The sequence below is a fragment of the Stutzerimonas stutzeri genome, from assembly GCF_000935215.1.
Lineage (GTDB): Bacteria > Pseudomonadota > Gammaproteobacteria > Pseudomonadales > Pseudomonadaceae > Stutzerimonas.
Genome location: NZ_JXXD01000029.1, coordinates 19,333 through 36,563, shown reverse-complemented (window position 1 = coordinate 36,563; position 17,231 = coordinate 19,333). Strand labels below are relative to the sequence as shown.

Here is a 17,231-nt window from a genome sequence, read left to right as displayed (position 1 = left end):
CGCGGCGCGGTAATGCAGCATGCCACCGAACGAATGCCCTACCCCCCACACCGGCTCGTGCAATCGATCGAGCTGCTCGAACAACTCGTCGAGCAGGTTGTTCCAGTTATCGTCGACCGGAAAGCGCGGGTTGTGCCCATGGCGGTCCATGTGCGTGACCCGGAATTCCGGCGCCAGAGCGTCGAACAGCTTGCGATAGGTGGCCGAGGGAAAGCCATTGGCGTGGGCGAAGAAGATGCGTTGCGACATGGAAGGCATTGCCGGACAGACTGAAGCCTCATTGTCTGGCAGGCTTCGGCAGGCGGCAATCGCCATAGCCCTGCCGAATGAAGGGCATTCAGGCCAATCAGCAGGCCGCAATGTCCCAGGTCTGCTGTCAGCCCGCCGAAGCACCTTTTTCCAGCGGCACGATCGCGACAGTCAAACGTGAAATGCAGCTTGGCTTGCCGTCCTCGCCGCTGAGACGGATATCCCAGACATGGGTCGAGCGTCCCAGGTGCACCGGCCGGCATACGCCTGTCACGCGCCCGCTGCGTAAACCGCGCAGATGGTTGGCGTTCACTTCGAGGCCAACGCAATAGAACTTGCTGCTGTCGATGCAGTGATAGCTGGCCATCGAACCGAGGGTTTCAGCCAGCACTACAGAGGCACCGCCATGTAGCAGGCCGTAAGGCTGATGGGTGCGTGCATCGACCGGCATGCTGGCGGTGATGGACGAGTCATCGAAGGTCTCGAAGCGGATGTCCAGCAATTCGGTGATGGTGTTCTTGCGGGTACTGTGAAGCTCTTCCAGGTTGGGCTGACGGTGCCAGATACTCAAGGCGCATACTCCTGACGTCTATTGTTGTTCTTGATTGATGTGCCGCCGTGAGCAAAACAGCCTGGCGGACCGGTCAACCCTAACCAACGTGACGCAAGGACACCAGCCGCATCAGCCCTCCGGCAATTGCCTCACCCTCCAGCTCCGCCAGGGACGCTGTCGCCATCGGCACAGGCTCCGCATAGTTGCCGTTCACCAGCCAGCCGGCAAGATTGCCGACGAAGGGCTGGTGGGTAACCAGTAGCAGATCGCTTTCGCCGCGCAGATCGAGCTGCCGCAATGCCTCGGCAAGATCGGATTCCGGTGTCGCCCAGTCAACCGTCTCACACTGGCCGACGAAGCCGAGAGCCTTGCGCACCTCATCCGCAGTCTGCTGCGCGCGCTGGAACGGACTGACCAGAATCGTCTTCAGCGGCTTGCCGCGAAGAAAGGTGGCGCTGCGGCGCACGTCGCGGCGCCCTCCCTCGGTCAGGTTGCGCTCCGCATCGGTGCGCGCACGGGGCTCGGCTTCGCCGTGTCGTAGCAGCCACAGCTTCATGCTGCCGGACCCTGCTGAGAGTCCTTCGGCTCGTTCGGCGCAACGGGCGGAGTCGGGGTGGTCAGCTCGACATCCGCCGGACGTGGGGTCGGCCAGTCCGAAAGCGGCCAAGGCTTGCGTTCGGCATTGAAGGTGGCGAAACGGCCAATCTGCGCGATGTACTGGCTGAGGCTGTCGCCAAAGCCCTGCAGGCTGGTGTCCGGCCCCCCCTTGACCAGGCGCATTACCAGCTGCAGCACCACGACCACCAGCAGGGCCAGTTCGGCCAATTGCCAGACGAAGAAGAAGATCAGCATCCAGACGGCTCGCAGGATAAGCGATTCCCGGTCCGTTGCCTGGTTCGATTGACTCATGGAATGTCCCCTACGCTCGGCTCAGAAACCGTCGGTTGAAATGAAGTCCACATCGGTCTTGGGCTCGCCACGCATCAGCACACCGATGATCTGATCGAGCGTACGCCCCTCGAACAGGATGGCATGCAGACCCGCGACCAGTGGCATGTACACCTGCAGCTCCTCGGCCTTGCACTTGAGCACCTTGATAGTATTGACGCCTTCCGCGACCTCGCCCAGCCGGGAAACCGCCTCATCAAGGCTGAGCCCTTCACCGAGCGCAAAGCCCACTTGGAAATTGCGGCTTTTCTGCGATGTGCAGGTGACGATCAGGTCGCCGACTCCGGCCAGGCCGAGAAAGGTCATGGGATTGGCGCCCAGCTTCACGGCGAAACGAGTCATTTCCGCAAGAGCGCGGGTGATAAGCATGCTACGGGTGTTCTCACCCATGCCCAGAGCTGCGGCCATACCCGCCATGATCGCGTAAACATTCTTCAGCGCCCCACCCAACTCGACGCCGAAGCGATCCGAGCTTGCGTAGACGCGGAAGGTGCGGCCGTGCAGCACCTGCTGGACGCTGCGGCAGAGCGCCTCGTCCTGACTTGCCACGACCGTTGCGGTCAGCGCGTGCTCGGCCACCTCACGCGCCAGGTTCGGTCCGGACAACACGCCGATGCGCGCCTGCGGCGCGATCTGCTCGAGAATCTGGCTCATCAGCATGAAGCCGTCAGCCTCGATGCCCTTGGTGGTACTGACCAGCATCTTGCCGCCGAGCTGCGCCGCGAACGGCTGCAGTGCCTGGCGCAGCGCGCTGGACGGCAGCGCAACGAAGATCAGCTCGCAGGCATCGAGGGTCGACGACAGATCGGTGGTCGGCTCGACCTGCGTAAGGATCTCGACGCCCTTTAGATAGCGCGGGTTCTGTCGCAGCGTCCGGATACTTTCGGCCTGCTCCGCATCGCGCATCCAGAGCAGGACGTGGTGACCATTCTCGGCCAGCAGATTGGCGATCGCGGTACCGAAACTGCCGCCGCCGAGTACCGCGATGGGTTGCTGTCGTGTCATGTGGAATCCGTTGTTGGCCATCCGAAATGGCAGTGCCGGGCATTATACGTTTCATCTTCACAGCGGCCAGCGCAACTACGGGGCCCAGTGAAATCATTTGGTTACAGTCGTCACGAAGGCTAGCCCAGAGCCTCCCGGGGGCCCTTGGATCGGTATTCGTTCACGCCATGCAACCGTCACTGCAACGATTGTCTATAGAGGACACGCTGTCGCAAGGTCCTCGTTAGTAGCTCAGGAGTGTTAAAGTAGCCGCCCAATTCTGTCTTTGCGCCCTTCGGCCACAGATATGGCATGAATGGCGTCGCTGTTGCCAGGCTGTGACTTTAGCCACAACACGGCAGTCTATGACTAGTCTTGATGATCAGGCCTTCGAATTCTGGGCCCGGTATGTAAGCAGCAAAGCCCTCTGTACGGGGCCCATTGAGGAATACGCATGACCAAACAACACGCCTTTACTCGGGAAGACCTGCTTCGTTGCAGCCGCGGCGAACTCTTCGGTCCCGGTAATGCGCAACTGCCTGCGCCGAACATGCTGATGGTCGACCGTATCGTTCACATCAGCGAAGTGGGCGGCAAGTATGGCAAGGGCGAGCTGGTCGCCGAACTGGATATCAACCCTGATCTCTGGTTCTTCGCCTGCCACTTCGAAGGCGATCCGGTCATGCCCGGCTGCCTGGGCCTGGATGCCATGTGGCAGCTGGTCGGCTTCTACCTCGGCTGGCAGGGCAACCCTGGCCGCGGCCGCGCCCTCGGCTCGGGCGAAGTGAAGTTCTTCGGTCAGGTGCTGCCGACCGCGAAGAAGGTCACCTACAACATCCACATCAAGCGCACCATCAACCGCTCGCTGATTCTCGGTATCGCCGACGGCACCGTTAGCGTTGATGGCCGCGAGATCTACAGTGCCGAAGGCTTGCGCGTCGGCCTGTTCACCTCTACCGACAGCTTTTGAAGGACATCCGCATGCGTCGCGTCGTGATCACTGGCCTGGGTATCGTTTCCTGCCTGGGCAATGACAAAGAGACCGTCTCCGGCAACCTGCGCGCCGGCCGCCCCGGCATTCGCTTCAACCAGTCCTACGCGGACATGGGGCTGCGCAGTCAGGTTTCCGGCTCCGTCAACCTGAACCTCGAAGAGCTGATCGACCGCAAGGTCCTGCGCTTCATGGGGGACGCTGCCGCCTACGCCTATCTGGCGATGGAGCAGGCCGTGAAGGACGCCGGCTTCAGCCTGGATGACATTTCCAACCCGCGCATCGGTCTGGTGGCCGGCTCGGGTGGCGCTTCCACCATCAACCAGATGGAAGCCATCGACATCCTGCGCGACAAGGGCGTCAAGCGCATCGGCCCATACCGCGTGCCGCGCACCATGAGCAGCACCGTCTCGGCCTGTCTCGCCACCCCGTTCCGCATCAAGGGCATCAACTACTCCATCGCTTCGGCCTGCGCCACCAGCGCGCATTGCATCGGCCATGCCATGGAGCAGATCCAGATGGGCAAGCAGGACGTCGTCTTCGCCGGTGGTGGTGAAGAGGAGCACTGGAGCCAGAGCTGCCTGTTCGACGCCATGGGTGCCCTGTCCAGCCAGTACAACGAAACCCCGGAAAAGGCCTCGCGCGCCTACGATGCCAAGCGTGACGGATTCGTCATCGCCGGCGGCGGCGGCATGGTGGTGGTCGAAGAGCTGGAGCACGCCCTTAAGCGCGGCGCCAAGATCTACGCCGAGATCGTCGGCTACGGTGCCACTTCCGACGGCTACGACATGGTCGCACCGAGCGGTGAAGGCGCCCTGCGCTGCATGCAGCAGGCGATGTCCACCGTCGAGGGCTCGATCGACTACCTCAACACCCACGGCACCTCCACCCCGGTGGGCGACGTGGCCGAGATCAAGGCCGTACGCAACATGTTCGGCGACAAGGTCCCGACCATCAGCTCGACCAAGAGCCTGTCCGGTCACTCGCTGGGCGCCGCCGGCGTTCACGAAGCGATCTACTCGATGCTGATGATGGAAGGCAACTTCATCGCCGGCTCGGCCAACATCGACGAGCTGGACCCGGAAGTCGCTGACATGCCGATCCTTCGCGAAACCCGCGAGAACGCTCAGATCGACACGATCATGAGCAACAGCTTCGGCTTCGGCGGCACCAATGCCACGCTGGTACTGCGCCGCTACAAGGCCTGAGCCAGCAGCAAGCGACACATGAGAACGGCGCCCTATGGCGCCGTTCTTGTTTCCGCGATCAGTTGATTCAGACGCGCCGCTCGGCACCCTCGTCGATATCGCCATGGGCGATACAGGAGGCCGCAGTGAACAGCACGTCAGTCGACGAGTTCAGCGCGGTTTCTGCCGAGTCCTGCACCACGCCGATGATGAAGCCGACCGCCACGACCTGCATCGCCAGGTCATTGGAGATCCCGAACAGGCTGCAGGCCAGCGGAATGAGCAGCAGCGAGCCGCCGGCGACACCCGAGGCCCCGCAGGCGCAGACCGCCGCCAACAGGCTCAGCAGCACCGCCGTGGCGATATCCACCTCGATACCCAAGGTGTTGACCGCCGCCAGGGTGAGCACCGTGATGGTGATCGCCGCGCCGCCCATGTTGATCGTCGCCCCGAGCGGAATGGATACCGAATAGGTGTCCTTATGCAGCCCGAGCCGCTGGCAGAGCTGCATGTTCACCGGAATGTTCGCGGCAGAACTGCGCGTGAAGAACGCCGTGATACCGCTTTCTCGCAGGCAGGCGAATACCAGCGGATACGGGTTGCGGCGGATCTGCCAGAACACGATCAGCGGATTCATCACCAACGCCATGAACAGCATCGCGCCGACCAGCACCAGCAACAACCGCATGTAGCCCAGCAGCACGTCGAAGCCCGATTCGGCCAACGTGCCGGCTACCAGCCCGAATACCCCCAGCGGGGCGAAGCGGATGACCACCTTGACGATCAAGGTGACGCCATCGGAAAGATCACTGATCAGATGCCGGGTGCTCTCCTGCGCATGACGGAAGGCGAAGCCAAGTCCGATGGCCCAGGCCAGGATGCCGATGAAGTTGCCGTCGAGCAGCGCCTGCACCGGGTTAGCCGTGATATTGAACAGCAGCGTCTGCAATACGGCCCCCACGCCCGACGGCGGCGTTACATCCGCAGCACCGCTGACCAACGTGAGCGTGGTTGGAAATATGAAGCTCGCCAGCACGGCAACGGCCGCCGCACTCAGCGTGCCGAGCGCGTACAACAAGATGATGGGGCGGATGTGGGTCGGCTGGCCGCGCTTGTGGTTGGCCAGTGAAGAGGTCACCAAAACGAACACCAGAATCGGTGCTACCGCTTTGAGCGCCTGCACGAACAGATCACCGAGAAGAGCTAAGGATTTTGCTGCGCCAGGCAGCAGTAGCGCAAGCAAGGCGCCAGCCACCAGGCCCACGACGATCTGGGCAACGAGGCTGGTACGGCTGATGAAGCGAATGAATCGAGGCATATCGGACATGGGCGCATCTCGCAGCTCGGCAGGTACGGCCCGAAACAGCCCGTGCCTGCCATGGAAAAACGCCGGATGGTACGCCGCTCTCCCGCCCATGCCCAGCGTTGTGCTGTCACGGGGGCACGGGAGGCTGCTGAAGCGCCCGCAGACGGCGGGAAGGCGCCATTGCGGCTAGCGCATGTCACACCTGAAAGCGCGCTACCAGACCGTTCAGGTCGATGGCCAAGCGAGCCAGTTCCTGGCTTGCCGCGCTCGTCTGATTGGCACCTGCCGAGGACTGCAGCGAGAGGTCACGGATATTAACCAGATTCCGATCCACTTCCCTCGCGACCTGAGCCTGTTCTTCTGAGGCGCTGGCAATCACTAGGTTGCGCTCGCTGATCTGGCTGATCGCCGAGGTGATGCCATCAAGAGCTTCGCCGGCCGCCCGAGCCATTTCCAACGTGGTACGGGCGCGCTCGTTGCTCGATTGCATCGCGTGCACGGCCTTGTCCGTGCCCTGATGCACGCTGCCAATCATCTGCTCGATCTCACCGGTGGACTGCTGGGTACGATGCGCCAGGGCACGTACCTCGTCGGCCACCACCGCAAAGCCGCGGCCGGCGTCGCCAGCCCGAGCCGCCTCGATCGCGGCGTTCAGCGCGAGCAGATTGGTCTGTTCGGCAATCGAGCGGATCACTTCCAGCACCTTGCTTATGTCCCGCACCTGACCAGCCAGATGCTCCACTTCTCCGGCGGTGTTGGTCACGTCGCTCGCCAGCAGATTGATCGACTCGACTGTCTGCAGCACCTGCTTGCGCCCGCGCTGTGCGGTGTCGTTGGAGTCCTGGGAGGCCTCGGAGGTAGCCACCGCGTTGCGCGCCACTTCGTCTACGGCTGCGGTCATCTCATTCACGGCGGCAGCCGCTTGTTCGATCTCGTGGTTCTGCTGGTGCAGGCCGCGGGTGGAGTCTTCGGTGACCGCGTTGAGCTCCTCGGCTGCCGAGGCAAGCTGATTGGACGAGTCGGCGATGCCCTGAATGGTCGAGCGCAGATTGGCCTGCATGGCTTTCAGTGATGTCAGCAGGTGGGCCGGCTCGTCCTTGCCCTCGACCACAAAATCGCCGGTCAGATCACCACCAGCGATACGCTCGGCTACCGAAACAGCAGTTCCCAGCGGGCCCACGACGCTGCGGGTGAACACCCAAGCCAGCGTAACGGTGATAGCGGCAGCGAACACCAGCGTCGCTACCACCCAGCTGAACGCCGTGTCGTATTGTGCGGACGCGCGATCCGCCGCCCCGCCGGCTTCCTCGCTGTTGATGGTCAGGAGCTGGTTCAGTGACGCAGTCACGTTATCCGCGTGCCCGTTGATTTCACCGTTGATTATCGTCACGGCCTGGGCGCGCTCACCGCGGACCACATGCTCGACGACACGCTGCTGAAGCAGCAGGTACTGTTCGAAGCTCTGCTTGAAGCGTTCATACGCAGCACGCTCGTCAGCCGTAGTTACTCGCTTGGCGTAATCGGCATCACGTTGCGCCACTTCGCTGCCAGCTGAGTCAAGCGCTGGGCAGTTTCCTGCACCATCTGCGATTCTTCAGCCAATGCCAGACGCAGGGTGTTTGCCCGGATGCGCATGACCGTGACGTTCAGCTCGCTGAGCGCCATGATGCTGGGTAGCCAGTTCCTATCGACTTCCCTGCTCTCCTCGCGCATGTTGGTCATCTGGTTCAGTGCGAACAGACCGAGGAAGAGGACGAGCAGGCCAATCAGGCCGAAGCCCAGTGTTGAGCGTTTACCAATAGTGAGCGAGCGAATCGACATGGGACTACCTTCTCCATGAAAAACGGAACAGCCACAAACCGTGACTTGTTCCGTTATCGGAAGGCCTGGCCAATCACTTGAACTTTGGCGCCAGCTTTTTGCCTCTCGCGCCCCCCACACCGACTAACGGTTCGAATGGCCAGCAGAACCGGACAGGATGGCCATCACCGCACGTGGAATGCCTGCTCGGCCAACTTGCGGTCTCCCTGGAATACCATCAGATGCCATCGGCCAGCCACAATCTCATGGGGCTCGGTGAATTCGAACGCCATCACGTCCGTTTCGGCGCCCGACACCAGCGCTTGCACGACCTCGAACTTGTCATGCCGCTTGCCATCGGGTGTTACCACACCTGGCGTCAGGTATAGCAAGGTCAGCGGCGTATCGGCTTTGTGCTTACCAGCGAGGCGATAGCGCAGGCCGAACTTGCTTCCGAGCCGCGCCGGCACCTCAGTCGTCTGGCGAATGGGCTGGTCACGACGAGTCAGCACGCGCTCGCCTGGCTCGAAATCCTCTTTGACGGTTTCGAACACGCCGTACTCCACGGCACCCACGACCTCGACCTGCGCCAGCGCTGCGGGCGAACTCACACTCAGTACCATGGCGACGAGCGCCCAACGAGTGAACGACATGGAACCTGCTCCTTCCTGTTTTCGAAGCAGGCAGGTTATGACGCCCCGATTACAGTCTCATGACGCTCAACGTAGCTCAGCCTGACGCTTGCGGGGGAGCAGCGCGAGAAAGTTATCTCGCGCCACGCCTTGCGCTACGGAGGCTGGAAGTGCATCGAGGAAGGGAGCGAAGGCGTGCATGCCGGTCGCCAGGTTATCGAAATGGCCGACCACGTCCGAGCCGATCACGAAGCGCTTGGGATGCCGCTTCACCAGCGCGACCCACTTCGGGTCGGGACGCTTATCTTCGTCCAGCAGATAAGGTTGCAACATGGTCCAGGAAAGGTCGATGTACAGATTCGGATAGTCATCGAGCAGGCGGCTGACCGTATCGTGCAGGAATTCAAGCTTCTCCTGGTGTCGGTGCAGCTCCATGCTGGTTCCGGCATGAGCCCAGATAAAACGCGTATGCGGATGATTGCGCAGCGGCTCCTCCAGCTCGACCAGGTAAAGCGGATTGCGCTCTCGCTTGGAGGTGATGTTGGAATGCAGCATCACCGGCAGATCGAACTCCGCCGCCAGGTGATAGACCCTGGCCAGCGCCTCGTTGTTGGCCCGCGGGGTGTCGCCCTCGGTCAACGCGGTCACGTCATCGTGTCGGGTGAATACCTCCCCCAGACCCTGCCAAAGGCCCGGGTTCAGCTCCAGCATGCGGCGGATATGCGCGTCGGCGTTCTTGTCGTTAGGGTTGAAACCGGAAAGAAACGGATGGAAACGCTTGCGCTGCTCCTCATCCAGATCTTCCAGCGCTGCGGCGACCAACACGTCGGTCGCGCTGTACCAGTACACCGGCGCATCGTCACCGGCGTAGTAGCGAGGCCGCTTGGGCTCGTTCTCGTGCCATTTCTTCGCCACCGGAATGCCGCTGATCATCACGTGATCGATGCTGCCCGCGTCCATCGCTGCAAGCAGCTTTTGCATGCCATCGGTTTCCTGGAAAAAATCCACATAGTGCAGATGCGCATCGCTGTAACGATAGTCACGCCCTTCCCCTACCGCGACGGACGACAACGTAACGAGGGCTACAACGGAAAATATTCTGAAAAGGTACAAAGCTCGGTCCTCCTGACAGCCAGCGAGTAGACCGCCAGGAGGGCTACCCGTTCAGCTTCGCCATGCTGCGGGACACGACCAGGGGCTCAGCCTAGATATACCCCCCACGGTATTTGACTGAAATCAACGACCATCCATCGCCATCACACTAGTCTCATGACCACCACAACCGCGCAGCCGCTACCTCACTGCGCGCTGCTTTTCTTCCGCTTCACAAAAGGACCCATCGCATGGCAATGAAAACCATCAGCGCGCACGGAACATTGAATGCCGGAATGGCAATCGAGGTGCAATGCGGTAACCACCGCCTGATCATGGACCAGCCAAAGAGCGCGGCGGGCCAAGACCTCGGCCCGACGCCGCTGGAAGCCATTCTGGCGGCAGTGGCCGGATGTTTCGGCACCATCGGCCGCTTCATCGCTCACCAGCAGAAGATCGAACTGCGCGGCATGCGCTTCGAGATCGAAGCCGATTACGATCCCGCCGGACTGCTCGGACGCGATCCTGCTGTACGGCCGGGCTTTCAGGAGTTACGCATCAAGGTGGACATCGACGCGGATCTGGATCGGGCCGGCAAGCAGGCATTGCTGGAGCAGATCGAGCAGCGTTGCCCGGTAGCCGACAATCTCACCCACGGCACTCGTCTGGTCAGCGTCCTGCTCTGAAGCAACCCGAAACGAAAACGGCCCGTCACTTGACGGGCCGTTCGTACATCGCAGCCAGGGATCAGGCCGATAGTTCGACCAGCAGTTTGTTCAAACGCTGCACGTAAGCAGCGGGATCCTTCAGGCTATCCCCCGCCGCCAGCGCAGCCTGGTCGAACAGGATGTGCGACAGATCCGCGAAGCGATCCTCGTCCGGCTCGGCATCGAGCTTTTCGATCAGCGGATGCTGCGGGTTGATCTCGAAGATCGGCTTGGACTCTGGCACCTTCTGCCCGCTTGCCTCGAGAATCTGCCGCATCTGCAGGCCCAGATCCTGCTCACCAATGGCGAGAATCGCCGGCGAGTCGGTCAGACGATGGGAGACGCGTACCTCGGCGACTTCATCACCCAGCGCGCCCTTCAGGCGCTCGATCAGCCCTTCCTTGGTCTTGGCGATTTCTTCCTGAGCCTTCTTGTCCTCTTCGGAATCCAGCTTGCCCAGATCCAGGTCGCCGCGCACAACATCGGCGAACTGCTTGCCGTCGAACTCGGTCAGGTAGCTCATCAGCCATTCGTCGATACGATCAGTGAGCAGCAGTACCTCGACGCCTTTCTTGCGGAAGACTTCCAGGTGCGGGCTGTTCTTGACCTGCGCGTAGCTTTCGCCAGTCAGGTAGTAAACCTTGTCCTGACCTTCCTTCATGCGCGACAGGTAATCGGTCAGCGAAACCGACTGCTCGCCCGATGCGTCGCTGGTGGAGGCAAATCGCAGCAGGCTGGCAATCTTCTCCTTGTTGGCAAAATCTTCCGCCGGGCCTTCCTTGAGTACCTGACCGAACTGCGACCAGAACTTCTTGTAGTCCTCGGGCTTGTCTTTGGCCAGCTTCTCCAACATGTCCAGCACGCGCTTGGTCAGCGCCGACTTCATCGAATCGATGACCGGATCCTTCTGCAGGATTTCGCGGGAAACGTTGAGCGACAGGTCGTTGGAATCGACCACGCCCTTGATGAAGCGCAGGTACAGCGGCAGGAACTCGTCGGCCTGATCCATGATGAACACGCGCTGCACATAGAGCTTCAGGCCTTTCGGCGCTTCGCGGTGATACAGATCGAATGGCGCACGGCCGGGCACATAGAGCAGCGAGGTGTACTCGAGCTTGCCCTCGACCTTGTTATGGCTCCAGGACAGTGGATTGTCGAAGTCGTGAGCGACGTGCTTGTAGAACTCCTGATACTCCTCGTCCTTCACCTCGGTGCGCGGACGAGTCCAGAGGGCGCTGGCGCGGTTGACCGTCTCCCACTCCTGCTCGACCGGCTTGTCCTGTTCTTCACCGTGAAACTCTTTCGGCAACTCGATCGGCAGCGCGATGTGATCGGAGTACTTCTTGACGATGTTGCGCAGGCGCCAGCCATCGGCAAACTCTTCTTCGCCCTTCTTCAGGTGCAGGACGATGCGGGTGCCGCGTTCGGCCTTGTCGATGGTGGCGACTTCGAATTCGCCCTCGCCCTTCGACGACCAATGCACCCCTTCGCTGGTCGGGGTACCGGCGCGGCGGCTGTAGACGTCGACCTTGTCGGCGACGATGAACGCCGAATAGAAGCCCACGCCGAACTGACCGATCAGGTGCGAATCCTTCTTCTGGTCTCCAGAGAGGTTCTTCAGGAAGTCGGCAGTGCCGGACTTGGCGATGGTACCCAGATGCGCGATCACGTCATCGCGGTTCATGCCGATGCCGTTGTCTTCCAGCGTGACGCTCTTGGCATCCTTGTCAAAGCTGAGGCGAATCTTCAGGTCGGCGCCGCCCTCAAGCAGCTCCGGCTTGGCCAGCGCTTCGAAGCGCAGCTTGTCGGCGGCATCGGAGGCGTTGGAAATCAGCTCGCGAAGGAAGATTTCCTTGTTGGAATACAGCGAATGGATCATCAGGTGAAGCAGTTGCTTCACTTCGGTCTGGAAGCCCAGGGTTTCTTTTTGAGTCTCCACACTCATCGTCTACAAACTCCACATCAGCGTAATGGCACGGACCGCGGTTGCGGCGATGTCTGGCAGATGGGGGCGTGGCGATGATTTTCAAGGGCAGCCGACGCGTCGCAACGCCGGCCAGTCCAGTCAAGGGTCAACGAGTTCGAGCAGCACGATCTCCCCGGGAGCCAGGTTATAGGTCGCTTCGCCTGGGCCGCTGATGACCCGCCTGATGATCAGATTGCCCTCGCTATCCAGACCAGCGAAGCGCCCTTCTGCAACACCGCCGCGCTCGGTGTGCGCGCGCATCAACAGGTGCTGATAGCGGTCAGGCGTGCGCAGGACCTGCTCCATCGAGAAGCGCAGTCGCCGATCCAGACTGCTTTGCGGCACCGTCGCAGCAACGGGCTCAGCCGCCTTGATCGTCGTTACAGGTGTCTCCACCGCAGGTTCGGTCAGGGGCGGATAGTCATCGCCCCTGACGTGCCAGCCCTGCTCGTTCTTTGCCAGGGGCAGCGTGAACGCCTGCATCTCGCCCTTCACCTGAGCCTGGACCTCAACCTCCAACTCTTCGGCCGGAAACGTGACGACGGGCGTCGATTGCAAAGCGACGTCCCGGCTCGCGTGACGACGCTGCAGGTAGTCCTCGATCACGAAGGCCAGGGTGTCCCGCGAATCATGGCGGCGGTCGACCTGACCATCCAGGTAGCGCAGGCGATCGGTGTACAGCTCGATGACGCCAGTGATGCTGGTGTCGAACTGTGGCGGCAGCACGAGATGGAAATCGCCACGCAGCTTGTTCGGCGCCACCGGCTGCAGATCAAGATGCAACGTGTAACCGCGATCGAGGCGTCGCGTCTCCGGCAGCTCCTGATCGGGGTTCAGCCAGGCGATTTCGACCTCAGGCAATGCGCCGATGTCATCGGGCAGAACGTCGATGCGCAACGCACCCTCGATCGGTTCGCGCAAGCGAATCGTCACCTCTTGGCGAGCGAAGAAGCCCTTTCCCTCACGCAGATTCAGTACGCCATTTATGAGCTCACCCTGTTGCGGCGCGAATCGACGTCCGTTCAATTCCCCGCGCACCCCCATGGCAAGATCCGGCTCGACCTGGGTTGGCAGCCAACGCAGACTGAAAATCGCCTCCAGCCGCTCGGCATCGCGACTGGCCAGCAGCGACAGCCCCACGATCAGCGGAATGAAACCCAGGCAGGACAGGATCAGCGCCTTGCGCGCAACGCGCCAGTGACTGAATACGAACGCCAACGTCAATGGAGGCAGCAGGCTGCCCAGGCCCCAGAGCAAGCTCGTCGAGAATGCCAGGCTGATGAGCCAGACGGCGCCAGCAAGAGTCAGCAGCAAGCCGCCGAGGATCAGAAGTGCTTCCATTCAAGTTCCTTCACGCAATCGCACAAGGTGACGCCGCACACCGCAACGCCACCCTGACGAATGCGTCAGGGCTCGTCGATCTTGAAATGGCAGCGGGCGGTGGCGATGGGCTCGGCCTGATGGGTCTGCCAGGCGGTGATCGCGACATTGGCGACCCTGCGACCCTGGCGCCAGACCTGGCAGGCGGCAAAGGTGTCACGATAGTGACCGGCGCGTAGATAATCTATCGAGAAGTCGATGATTTTGGGCAAATGTGGCGCGCCCATGAACATCAGCAGATGCAGCATCGCCGCGTGCTCCATGAAGCCTGCAATGACCCCGCCGTGAATGGCAGGTAGCGGATTGCCGATGTTGTCCTCGTTCTGCGGCAGACGAAAAACCATTTCGTCACCGAGCCGCAGGCACTCGATGCCGATCAGCTTGGCGTACGGCACCAGTTTGATCAGCGAGTCGTAATCGTTGTTGGCGTGTGCATGCTGGACCAGCTCGTTGAGGTTGAGATCGCTCATGCGCCGCCCTCCTTGCCCATGGCTGCCGGTGCAGCCTTGCCCATGCGCATGAAGGTGCCTACCACATGAGCGATCGGTTCGTTGATGTCGCGCTGATAGGCGACGCCACGAGTAAAGATGACCGTTGGGGTGACGCGGTAGCACTCGGCGAACCCGAAGATATCGTGTCCGGCCTCGGCGGGATGCATGTAGTCGATTCGCAGATCGAGCGTCGGGCAAACTTCCAGCTCCGGCAGGGCGCAGGCCGTGGAAATGCCGCAGGTGGTGTCCATCAGCGTGGTGATCGCGCCGCCATGGACTCCGCCGGTTTCCGGGTTCCCGATGATCTTCTCGCTGTATGGAAGGCGCAGGGTAAGGCCGCGGCTGTCGGCATGCTCGACTGTAAGACCCAGCACCTGACAGTGTCGCAGAAAGGACAAGAAGCGCTGGGTGCGCTCGAGTATCTGGCTATCGCTCATTCGAATTCTCGGGGGGATGGCTCAAGGCGCGCATGATACCGCCTTGCCATGCACGCGCCCTATTCCTTGGGCATTTCGGCCGGGGAAGTTGGCGTGAATACCATCACCCCGAGCACGTCCGAGTGGAATTCGCGGCGGTAGAGGATCAGGACCACGCCTGTGGTGACCAACATGAAGAACCAGGGGTGAACGAACCAGGCCAAGGTGGCCATGCCGAAGTAATAGGCGCGCAAGCCGAAGTTGAACTGGTTGGCCGCCATGGACAGGACCCGCGCCGCACGCTCGGCGAAAGCCCTGCGCTCCTGATCACTGACGTTGCGCTCGCCCACCATCGGCGCCGAAGCAACCAGTACCGCGGCGAAGTTGTACTGGCGCATGCACCAGCTGAAGGTGAAGAACGCATAGACGAAGACGACCGCCAGACACAGCAGCTTGACTTCCGAAAGACCGCGGCTGACCGGTTGCGCAAATGGCAGGTCGGCCAATAGAGAAACCGCTCGATCGGATGCACCCAACGCGGTCAGGATGCCTGCAAGGATGATCAGCGTGCTGGATGCAAAGAACGATGCGTTGCGCTCCAGATTGCCGATCACGTTGGCATCGGCGATACGGTTGTCACGCAACAGCAGGCGCTGCATCCAGTCCTGCCGATAGAGGTGCAACACACTCGCCAGACAAGCCGTATCCCGGCCGCGCCAGCTCGCGTAGCGGGTGTATCCAGCCCAACAGACGATGAACCAGAGCACGGCGATCAGATGCGGCAGGGTTGAATCGGATAACGTCATGGCGCGCCCTCGGAGACATCACGCGATTATAGCCAGCACCGCGTCGCCGAAGCTTGCGCCTAATGTCAGCGCTACCCCGCGACCGATCTATCGTCAGCCACGGCGCAGCGCGAGAACAAGTCAGGCGTGATGCTGCGCCTGATCGGCGCGACTGAGCAGGCGATCAGTGACGACTGCAAACACCAGCATCACCAGAACCGGAACCAGCCAGCCCATGCTCTGATCGGCCAATGGCAACTGCGTGAACAGCACCGGAACCCAATCGATGAAGCCCGCGGCGGCAAGTCCATCGACAACGCCGAAGATCAGCGTCACCGCCATGACTGGCACGAACACCCGCGAGGGAGAAACCCAGAAGCGATCCAGCAAGCTCAGAGCAACCAGGACGATGGCCAGCGGGTAAAGGCCCACCAAGACCGGCACCGACACACTGATCAATTGCGTCAGACCCTGGTTGGCCACCAGCAGGCTGAACAGAGCGAAAACGACCGCCACTGTGCGATAGGAAACCGGCAGCAATGCGCTGAAGAACTCGCCACAGGCCGTGGTCAGGCCGACCGCCGTGGTCAGGCAGGCCAGCGTGATGACTACTGCGAGCAGCAGGCTGCCCGGCGTCCCGAACGTGTGTTGCACGTAGGTCGTCAGAATCTGCACGCCGTTCTCCGCACCGGCGGCGATGCCCTGGCTGGTAGCACCGAGATAGAACAGAGCGAGATAGACCAACGACAGCCCGACCGCAGCAATCACGCCGGCAATCATCGAGTAACGGGTAACCAGCGCGGGCTCGGTGACACCGCGGTCGCGAATGGCGGTGGCGATCACGATGCCGAAAACCAAAGCGCCGAGGGTATCCATGGTCAGATAGCCTTCGAGAAAACCCTTGATCAGCGGCGACGCACGGTAACTCTCACTCGCAGCACCGACCTCTCCCGCCGGGGCGAAAATCGCCGCGCCACCGAGCACCAGCAGTGCCGCCAGCAGCACCGGCGTAATGAACTTGCCGATACGGTTGACCAGCTGACCGGGGTTCAGCACCAGGAACAGCATGGCCGCGAAGAACACCAGCGTGTAGATGAACAGCGGCATGCCGGCGTTACCGCTGAATGGCGCAATGCCCATCTCGAACGAAACGACGGCGGTGCGCGGAGTCGCGAACAGCGGACCGATCGCCAGGTAGACGGCCACCGCCAGCACCGTACCAGCGACCTTGCCGAGCGGTGCGGTCAAACGGTCCATGCCCCCACCCACTCGCGCCAGCGCGACGACGGTCAGCAGCGGCAACCCGACACCTGTCAGCAAGAAGCCCAGCGCCGCCTGCCAGATAAACTCGCCCGACGCCATACCGGCGCTGGGCGGGAAGATGATGTTGCCGGCGCCAAGGAACAACGCAAATGTCATGAAGCCAAGAGCCAGCAGGTCAAAACCTTTCAAACGATTCATGCGGAAAAAACTACCAAATGGATGACGGCATAAATGAACGCGACGCACATGCCACGAGCGCGACGGGTCAGCGGTTCATATTGGCCTGAATGATGGGATTACGGGTTTCCTTCAGGGATAAGGGGAAACGTCATTCAGCCGGTTGGGCCGAATCCTTCGTTGCACGCTGTCGCTCTTGTGGACCGAACAAGCGTATGAATGAGCGGCAATGATGCCACGATGCGGCGATGGATGCTGACCGGAGCGTCAGCATTGGCCGCGAAAAAACGTCGCGCCGCAGGGT

The 17,231-nt window shown here is 61.4% G+C and carries 17 protein-coding genes and 1 pseudogene; 3 read left to right on the top strand and 15 right to left on the bottom strand.

Annotation, left to right across the window (positions count from 1 at the left end; translation table 11 throughout):
* The 5 genes from LO50_RS04890 to LO50_RS04870 form a co-directional block, all read right to left on the bottom strand.
* Positions 1-249 (bottom strand): alpha/beta fold hydrolase (locus LO50_RS04890; RefSeq protein WP_044314287.1); only part of this gene is annotated, 249 nt, incomplete at its 3' end.
* Between the two features lie 127 nt (positions 250-376).
* Positions 377-820: a hotdog fold thioesterase gene (locus LO50_RS04885; protein ID WP_044314286.1), complete on the bottom strand. Its 444-nt coding sequence runs from the start codon at positions 818-820 to the stop codon at positions 377-379.
* A gap of 79 nt (positions 821-899) precedes the next feature.
* On the bottom strand, positions 900-1,358 hold the full coding sequence (gene sixA, locus LO50_RS04880; RefSeq protein ID WP_044314285.1) for a phosphohistidine phosphatase SixA: 459 nt from the start codon (positions 1,356-1,358) through the stop codon (positions 900-902).
* Complete coding sequence (locus LO50_RS04875; protein ID WP_044314284.1) at positions 1,355-1,711, bottom strand: DUF4389 domain-containing protein; 357 nt, start codon at positions 1,709-1,711, stop codon at positions 1,355-1,357. Before LO50_RS04875 ends, sixA begins: the two co-directional genes overlap by 4 nt.
* Before the next feature lie 21 nt (positions 1,712-1,732).
* The gene (locus LO50_RS04870; protein ID WP_031298530.1) at positions 1,733-2,755 is read right to left on the bottom strand and encodes an NAD(P)H-dependent glycerol-3-phosphate dehydrogenase; all 1,023 of its coding nucleotides are present in this window, start codon (positions 2,753-2,755) and stop codon (positions 1,733-1,735) included.
* Between the two features lie 433 nt (positions 2,756-3,188).
* Between LO50_RS04870 and fabA the strand changes: the two genes are divergently transcribed.
* Both fabA and fabB read left to right on the top strand, forming a co-directional pair.
* Entirely contained in the window at positions 3,189-3,704 is a 516-nt protein-coding gene (fabA, locus tag LO50_RS04865) for a 3-hydroxyacyl-[acyl-carrier-protein] dehydratase FabA (protein ID WP_003285418.1), read from the top strand.
* A gap of 11 nt (positions 3,705-3,715) precedes the next feature.
* On the top strand, positions 3,716-4,933 hold the full coding sequence (fabB, locus tag LO50_RS04860) for a beta-ketoacyl-ACP synthase I (RefSeq protein ID WP_011913036.1): 1,218 nt from the start codon (positions 3,716-3,718) through the stop codon (positions 4,931-4,933).
* 67 nt (positions 4,934-5,000) lie between these two features.
* Here the strand turns inward: fabB and sstT are convergent, their stop codons facing one another.
* The 4 genes and pseudogenes from sstT to LO50_RS04840 form a co-directional block, all read right to left on the bottom strand.
* Positions 5,001-6,239 (bottom strand): serine/threonine transporter SstT, encoded by a 1,239-nt coding sequence (gene sstT, locus LO50_RS04855; RefSeq protein ID WP_044314283.1) that lies wholly within the window; start codon positions 6,237-6,239, stop codon positions 5,001-5,003.
* Between the two features lie 175 nt (positions 6,240-6,414).
* A pseudogene (locus LO50_RS04850) lies at positions 6,415-8,039 on the bottom strand (methyl-accepting chemotaxis protein).
* Positions 8,040-8,203: 164 nt separating this feature from the next.
* On the bottom strand, positions 8,204-8,671 hold the full coding sequence (locus LO50_RS04845; protein WP_044314282.1) for a DUF3859 domain-containing protein: 468 nt from the start codon (positions 8,669-8,671) through the stop codon (positions 8,204-8,206).
* A gap of 66 nt (positions 8,672-8,737) precedes the next feature.
* On the bottom strand, positions 8,738-9,763 hold the full coding sequence (locus tag LO50_RS04840) for an amidohydrolase family protein (RefSeq protein ID WP_042922786.1): 1,026 nt from the start codon (positions 9,761-9,763) through the stop codon (positions 8,738-8,740).
* A 230-nt stretch (positions 9,764-9,993) separates the two neighbouring features.
* Between LO50_RS04840 and LO50_RS04835 the strand changes: the two genes are divergently transcribed.
* On the top strand, positions 9,994-10,428 hold the full coding sequence (locus LO50_RS04835; protein ID WP_014820466.1) for an OsmC family protein: 435 nt from the start codon (positions 9,994-9,996) through the stop codon (positions 10,426-10,428).
* A 61-nt stretch (positions 10,429-10,489) separates the two neighbouring features.
* Here LO50_RS04835 and htpG read toward each other — a convergent pair whose 3' ends face one another.
* The 6 genes from htpG to brnQ form a co-directional block, all read right to left on the bottom strand.
* On the bottom strand, positions 10,490-12,394 hold the full coding sequence (gene htpG / locus LO50_RS04830) for a molecular chaperone HtpG (protein ID WP_044314281.1): 1,905 nt from the start codon (positions 12,392-12,394) through the stop codon (positions 10,490-10,492).
* Positions 12,395-12,514: 120 nt separating this feature from the next.
* On the bottom strand, positions 12,515-13,756 hold the full coding sequence (locus LO50_RS04825) for a hypothetical protein (RefSeq protein ID WP_044314280.1): 1,242 nt from the start codon (positions 13,754-13,756) through the stop codon (positions 12,515-12,517).
* A 65-nt stretch (positions 13,757-13,821) separates the two neighbouring features.
* Positions 13,822-14,265 carry a PaaI family thioesterase gene (locus LO50_RS04820; RefSeq protein WP_014820469.1) on the bottom strand — a complete coding sequence of 148 codons (444 nt, stop codon included), beginning with the start codon at positions 14,263-14,265 and terminating at the stop codon, positions 13,822-13,824.
* Positions 14,262-14,723: a PaaI family thioesterase gene (locus LO50_RS04815; RefSeq protein ID WP_041014092.1), complete on the bottom strand. Its 462-nt coding sequence runs from the start codon at positions 14,721-14,723 to the stop codon at positions 14,262-14,264. Before LO50_RS04815 ends, LO50_RS04820 begins: the two co-directional genes overlap by 4 nt.
* A 59-nt stretch (positions 14,724-14,782) precedes the next feature.
* Positions 14,783-15,508 carry a DUF599 domain-containing protein gene (locus LO50_RS04810; RefSeq protein WP_014820471.1) on the bottom strand — a complete coding sequence of 242 codons (726 nt, stop codon included), beginning with the start codon at positions 15,506-15,508 and terminating at the stop codon, positions 14,783-14,785.
* Positions 15,509-15,628: 120 nt separating this feature from the next.
* The gene (gene brnQ / locus LO50_RS04805; RefSeq protein WP_044314279.1) at positions 15,629-16,948 is read right to left on the bottom strand and encodes a branched-chain amino acid transport system II carrier protein; all 1,320 of its coding nucleotides are present in this window, start codon (positions 16,946-16,948) and stop codon (positions 15,629-15,631) included.
* Positions 16,949-17,231: the final 283 nt, after the last annotated feature.

Bases quoted from the DNA above. Each gene is read 5' to 3' on its own strand.
- htpG (WP_044314281.1), bottom strand. From the start codon at position 12,394: ATGAGTGTGGAGACTCAAAAAGAAACCCTGGGCTTCCAGACCGAAGTG.
- LO50_RS04845 (WP_044314282.1), bottom strand. From the start codon at position 8,671: ATGTCGTTCACTCGTTGGGCGCTCGTCGCCATGGTACTGAGTGTGAGT.
- fabB (WP_011913036.1), top strand. From the start codon at position 3,716: ATGCGTCGCGTCGTGATCACTGGCCTGGGTATCGTTTCCTGCCTGGGC.
- fabA (WP_003285418.1), top strand. From the start codon at position 3,189: ATGACCAAACAACACGCCTTTACTCGGGAAGACCTGCTTCGTTGCAGC.
- LO50_RS04835 (WP_014820466.1), top strand. From the start codon at position 9,994: ATGGCAATGAAAACCATCAGCGCGCACGGAACATTGAATGCCGGAATG.
- LO50_RS04870 (WP_031298530.1), bottom strand. From the start codon at position 2,755: ATGACACGACAGCAACCCATCGCGGTACTCGGCGGCGGCAGTTTCGGT.
- LO50_RS04810 (WP_014820471.1), bottom strand. From the start codon at position 15,508: ATGACGTTATCCGATTCAACCCTGCCGCATCTGATCGCCGTGCTCTGG.
- LO50_RS04820 (WP_014820469.1), bottom strand. From the start codon at position 14,265: ATGAGCGATCTCAACCTCAACGAGCTGGTCCAGCATGCACACGCCAAC.
- LO50_RS04825 (WP_044314280.1), bottom strand. From the start codon at position 13,756: ATGGAAGCACTTCTGATCCTCGGCGGCTTGCTGCTGACTCTTGCTGGC.
- sstT (WP_044314283.1), bottom strand. From the start codon at position 6,239: ATGTCCGATATGCCTCGATTCATTCGCTTCATCAGCCGTACCAGCCTC.
- LO50_RS04875 (WP_044314284.1), bottom strand. From the start codon at position 1,711: ATGAGTCAATCGAACCAGGCAACGGACCGGGAATCGCTTATCCTGCGA.
- sixA (WP_044314285.1), bottom strand. From the start codon at position 1,358: ATGAAGCTGTGGCTGCTACGACACGGCGAAGCCGAGCCCCGTGCGCGC.
- brnQ (WP_044314279.1), bottom strand. From the start codon at position 16,948: ATGAATCGTTTGAAAGGTTTTGACCTGCTGGCTCTTGGCTTCATGACA.
- LO50_RS04815 (WP_041014092.1), bottom strand. From the start codon at position 14,723: ATGAGCGATAGCCAGATACTCGAGCGCACCCAGCGCTTCTTGTCCTTT.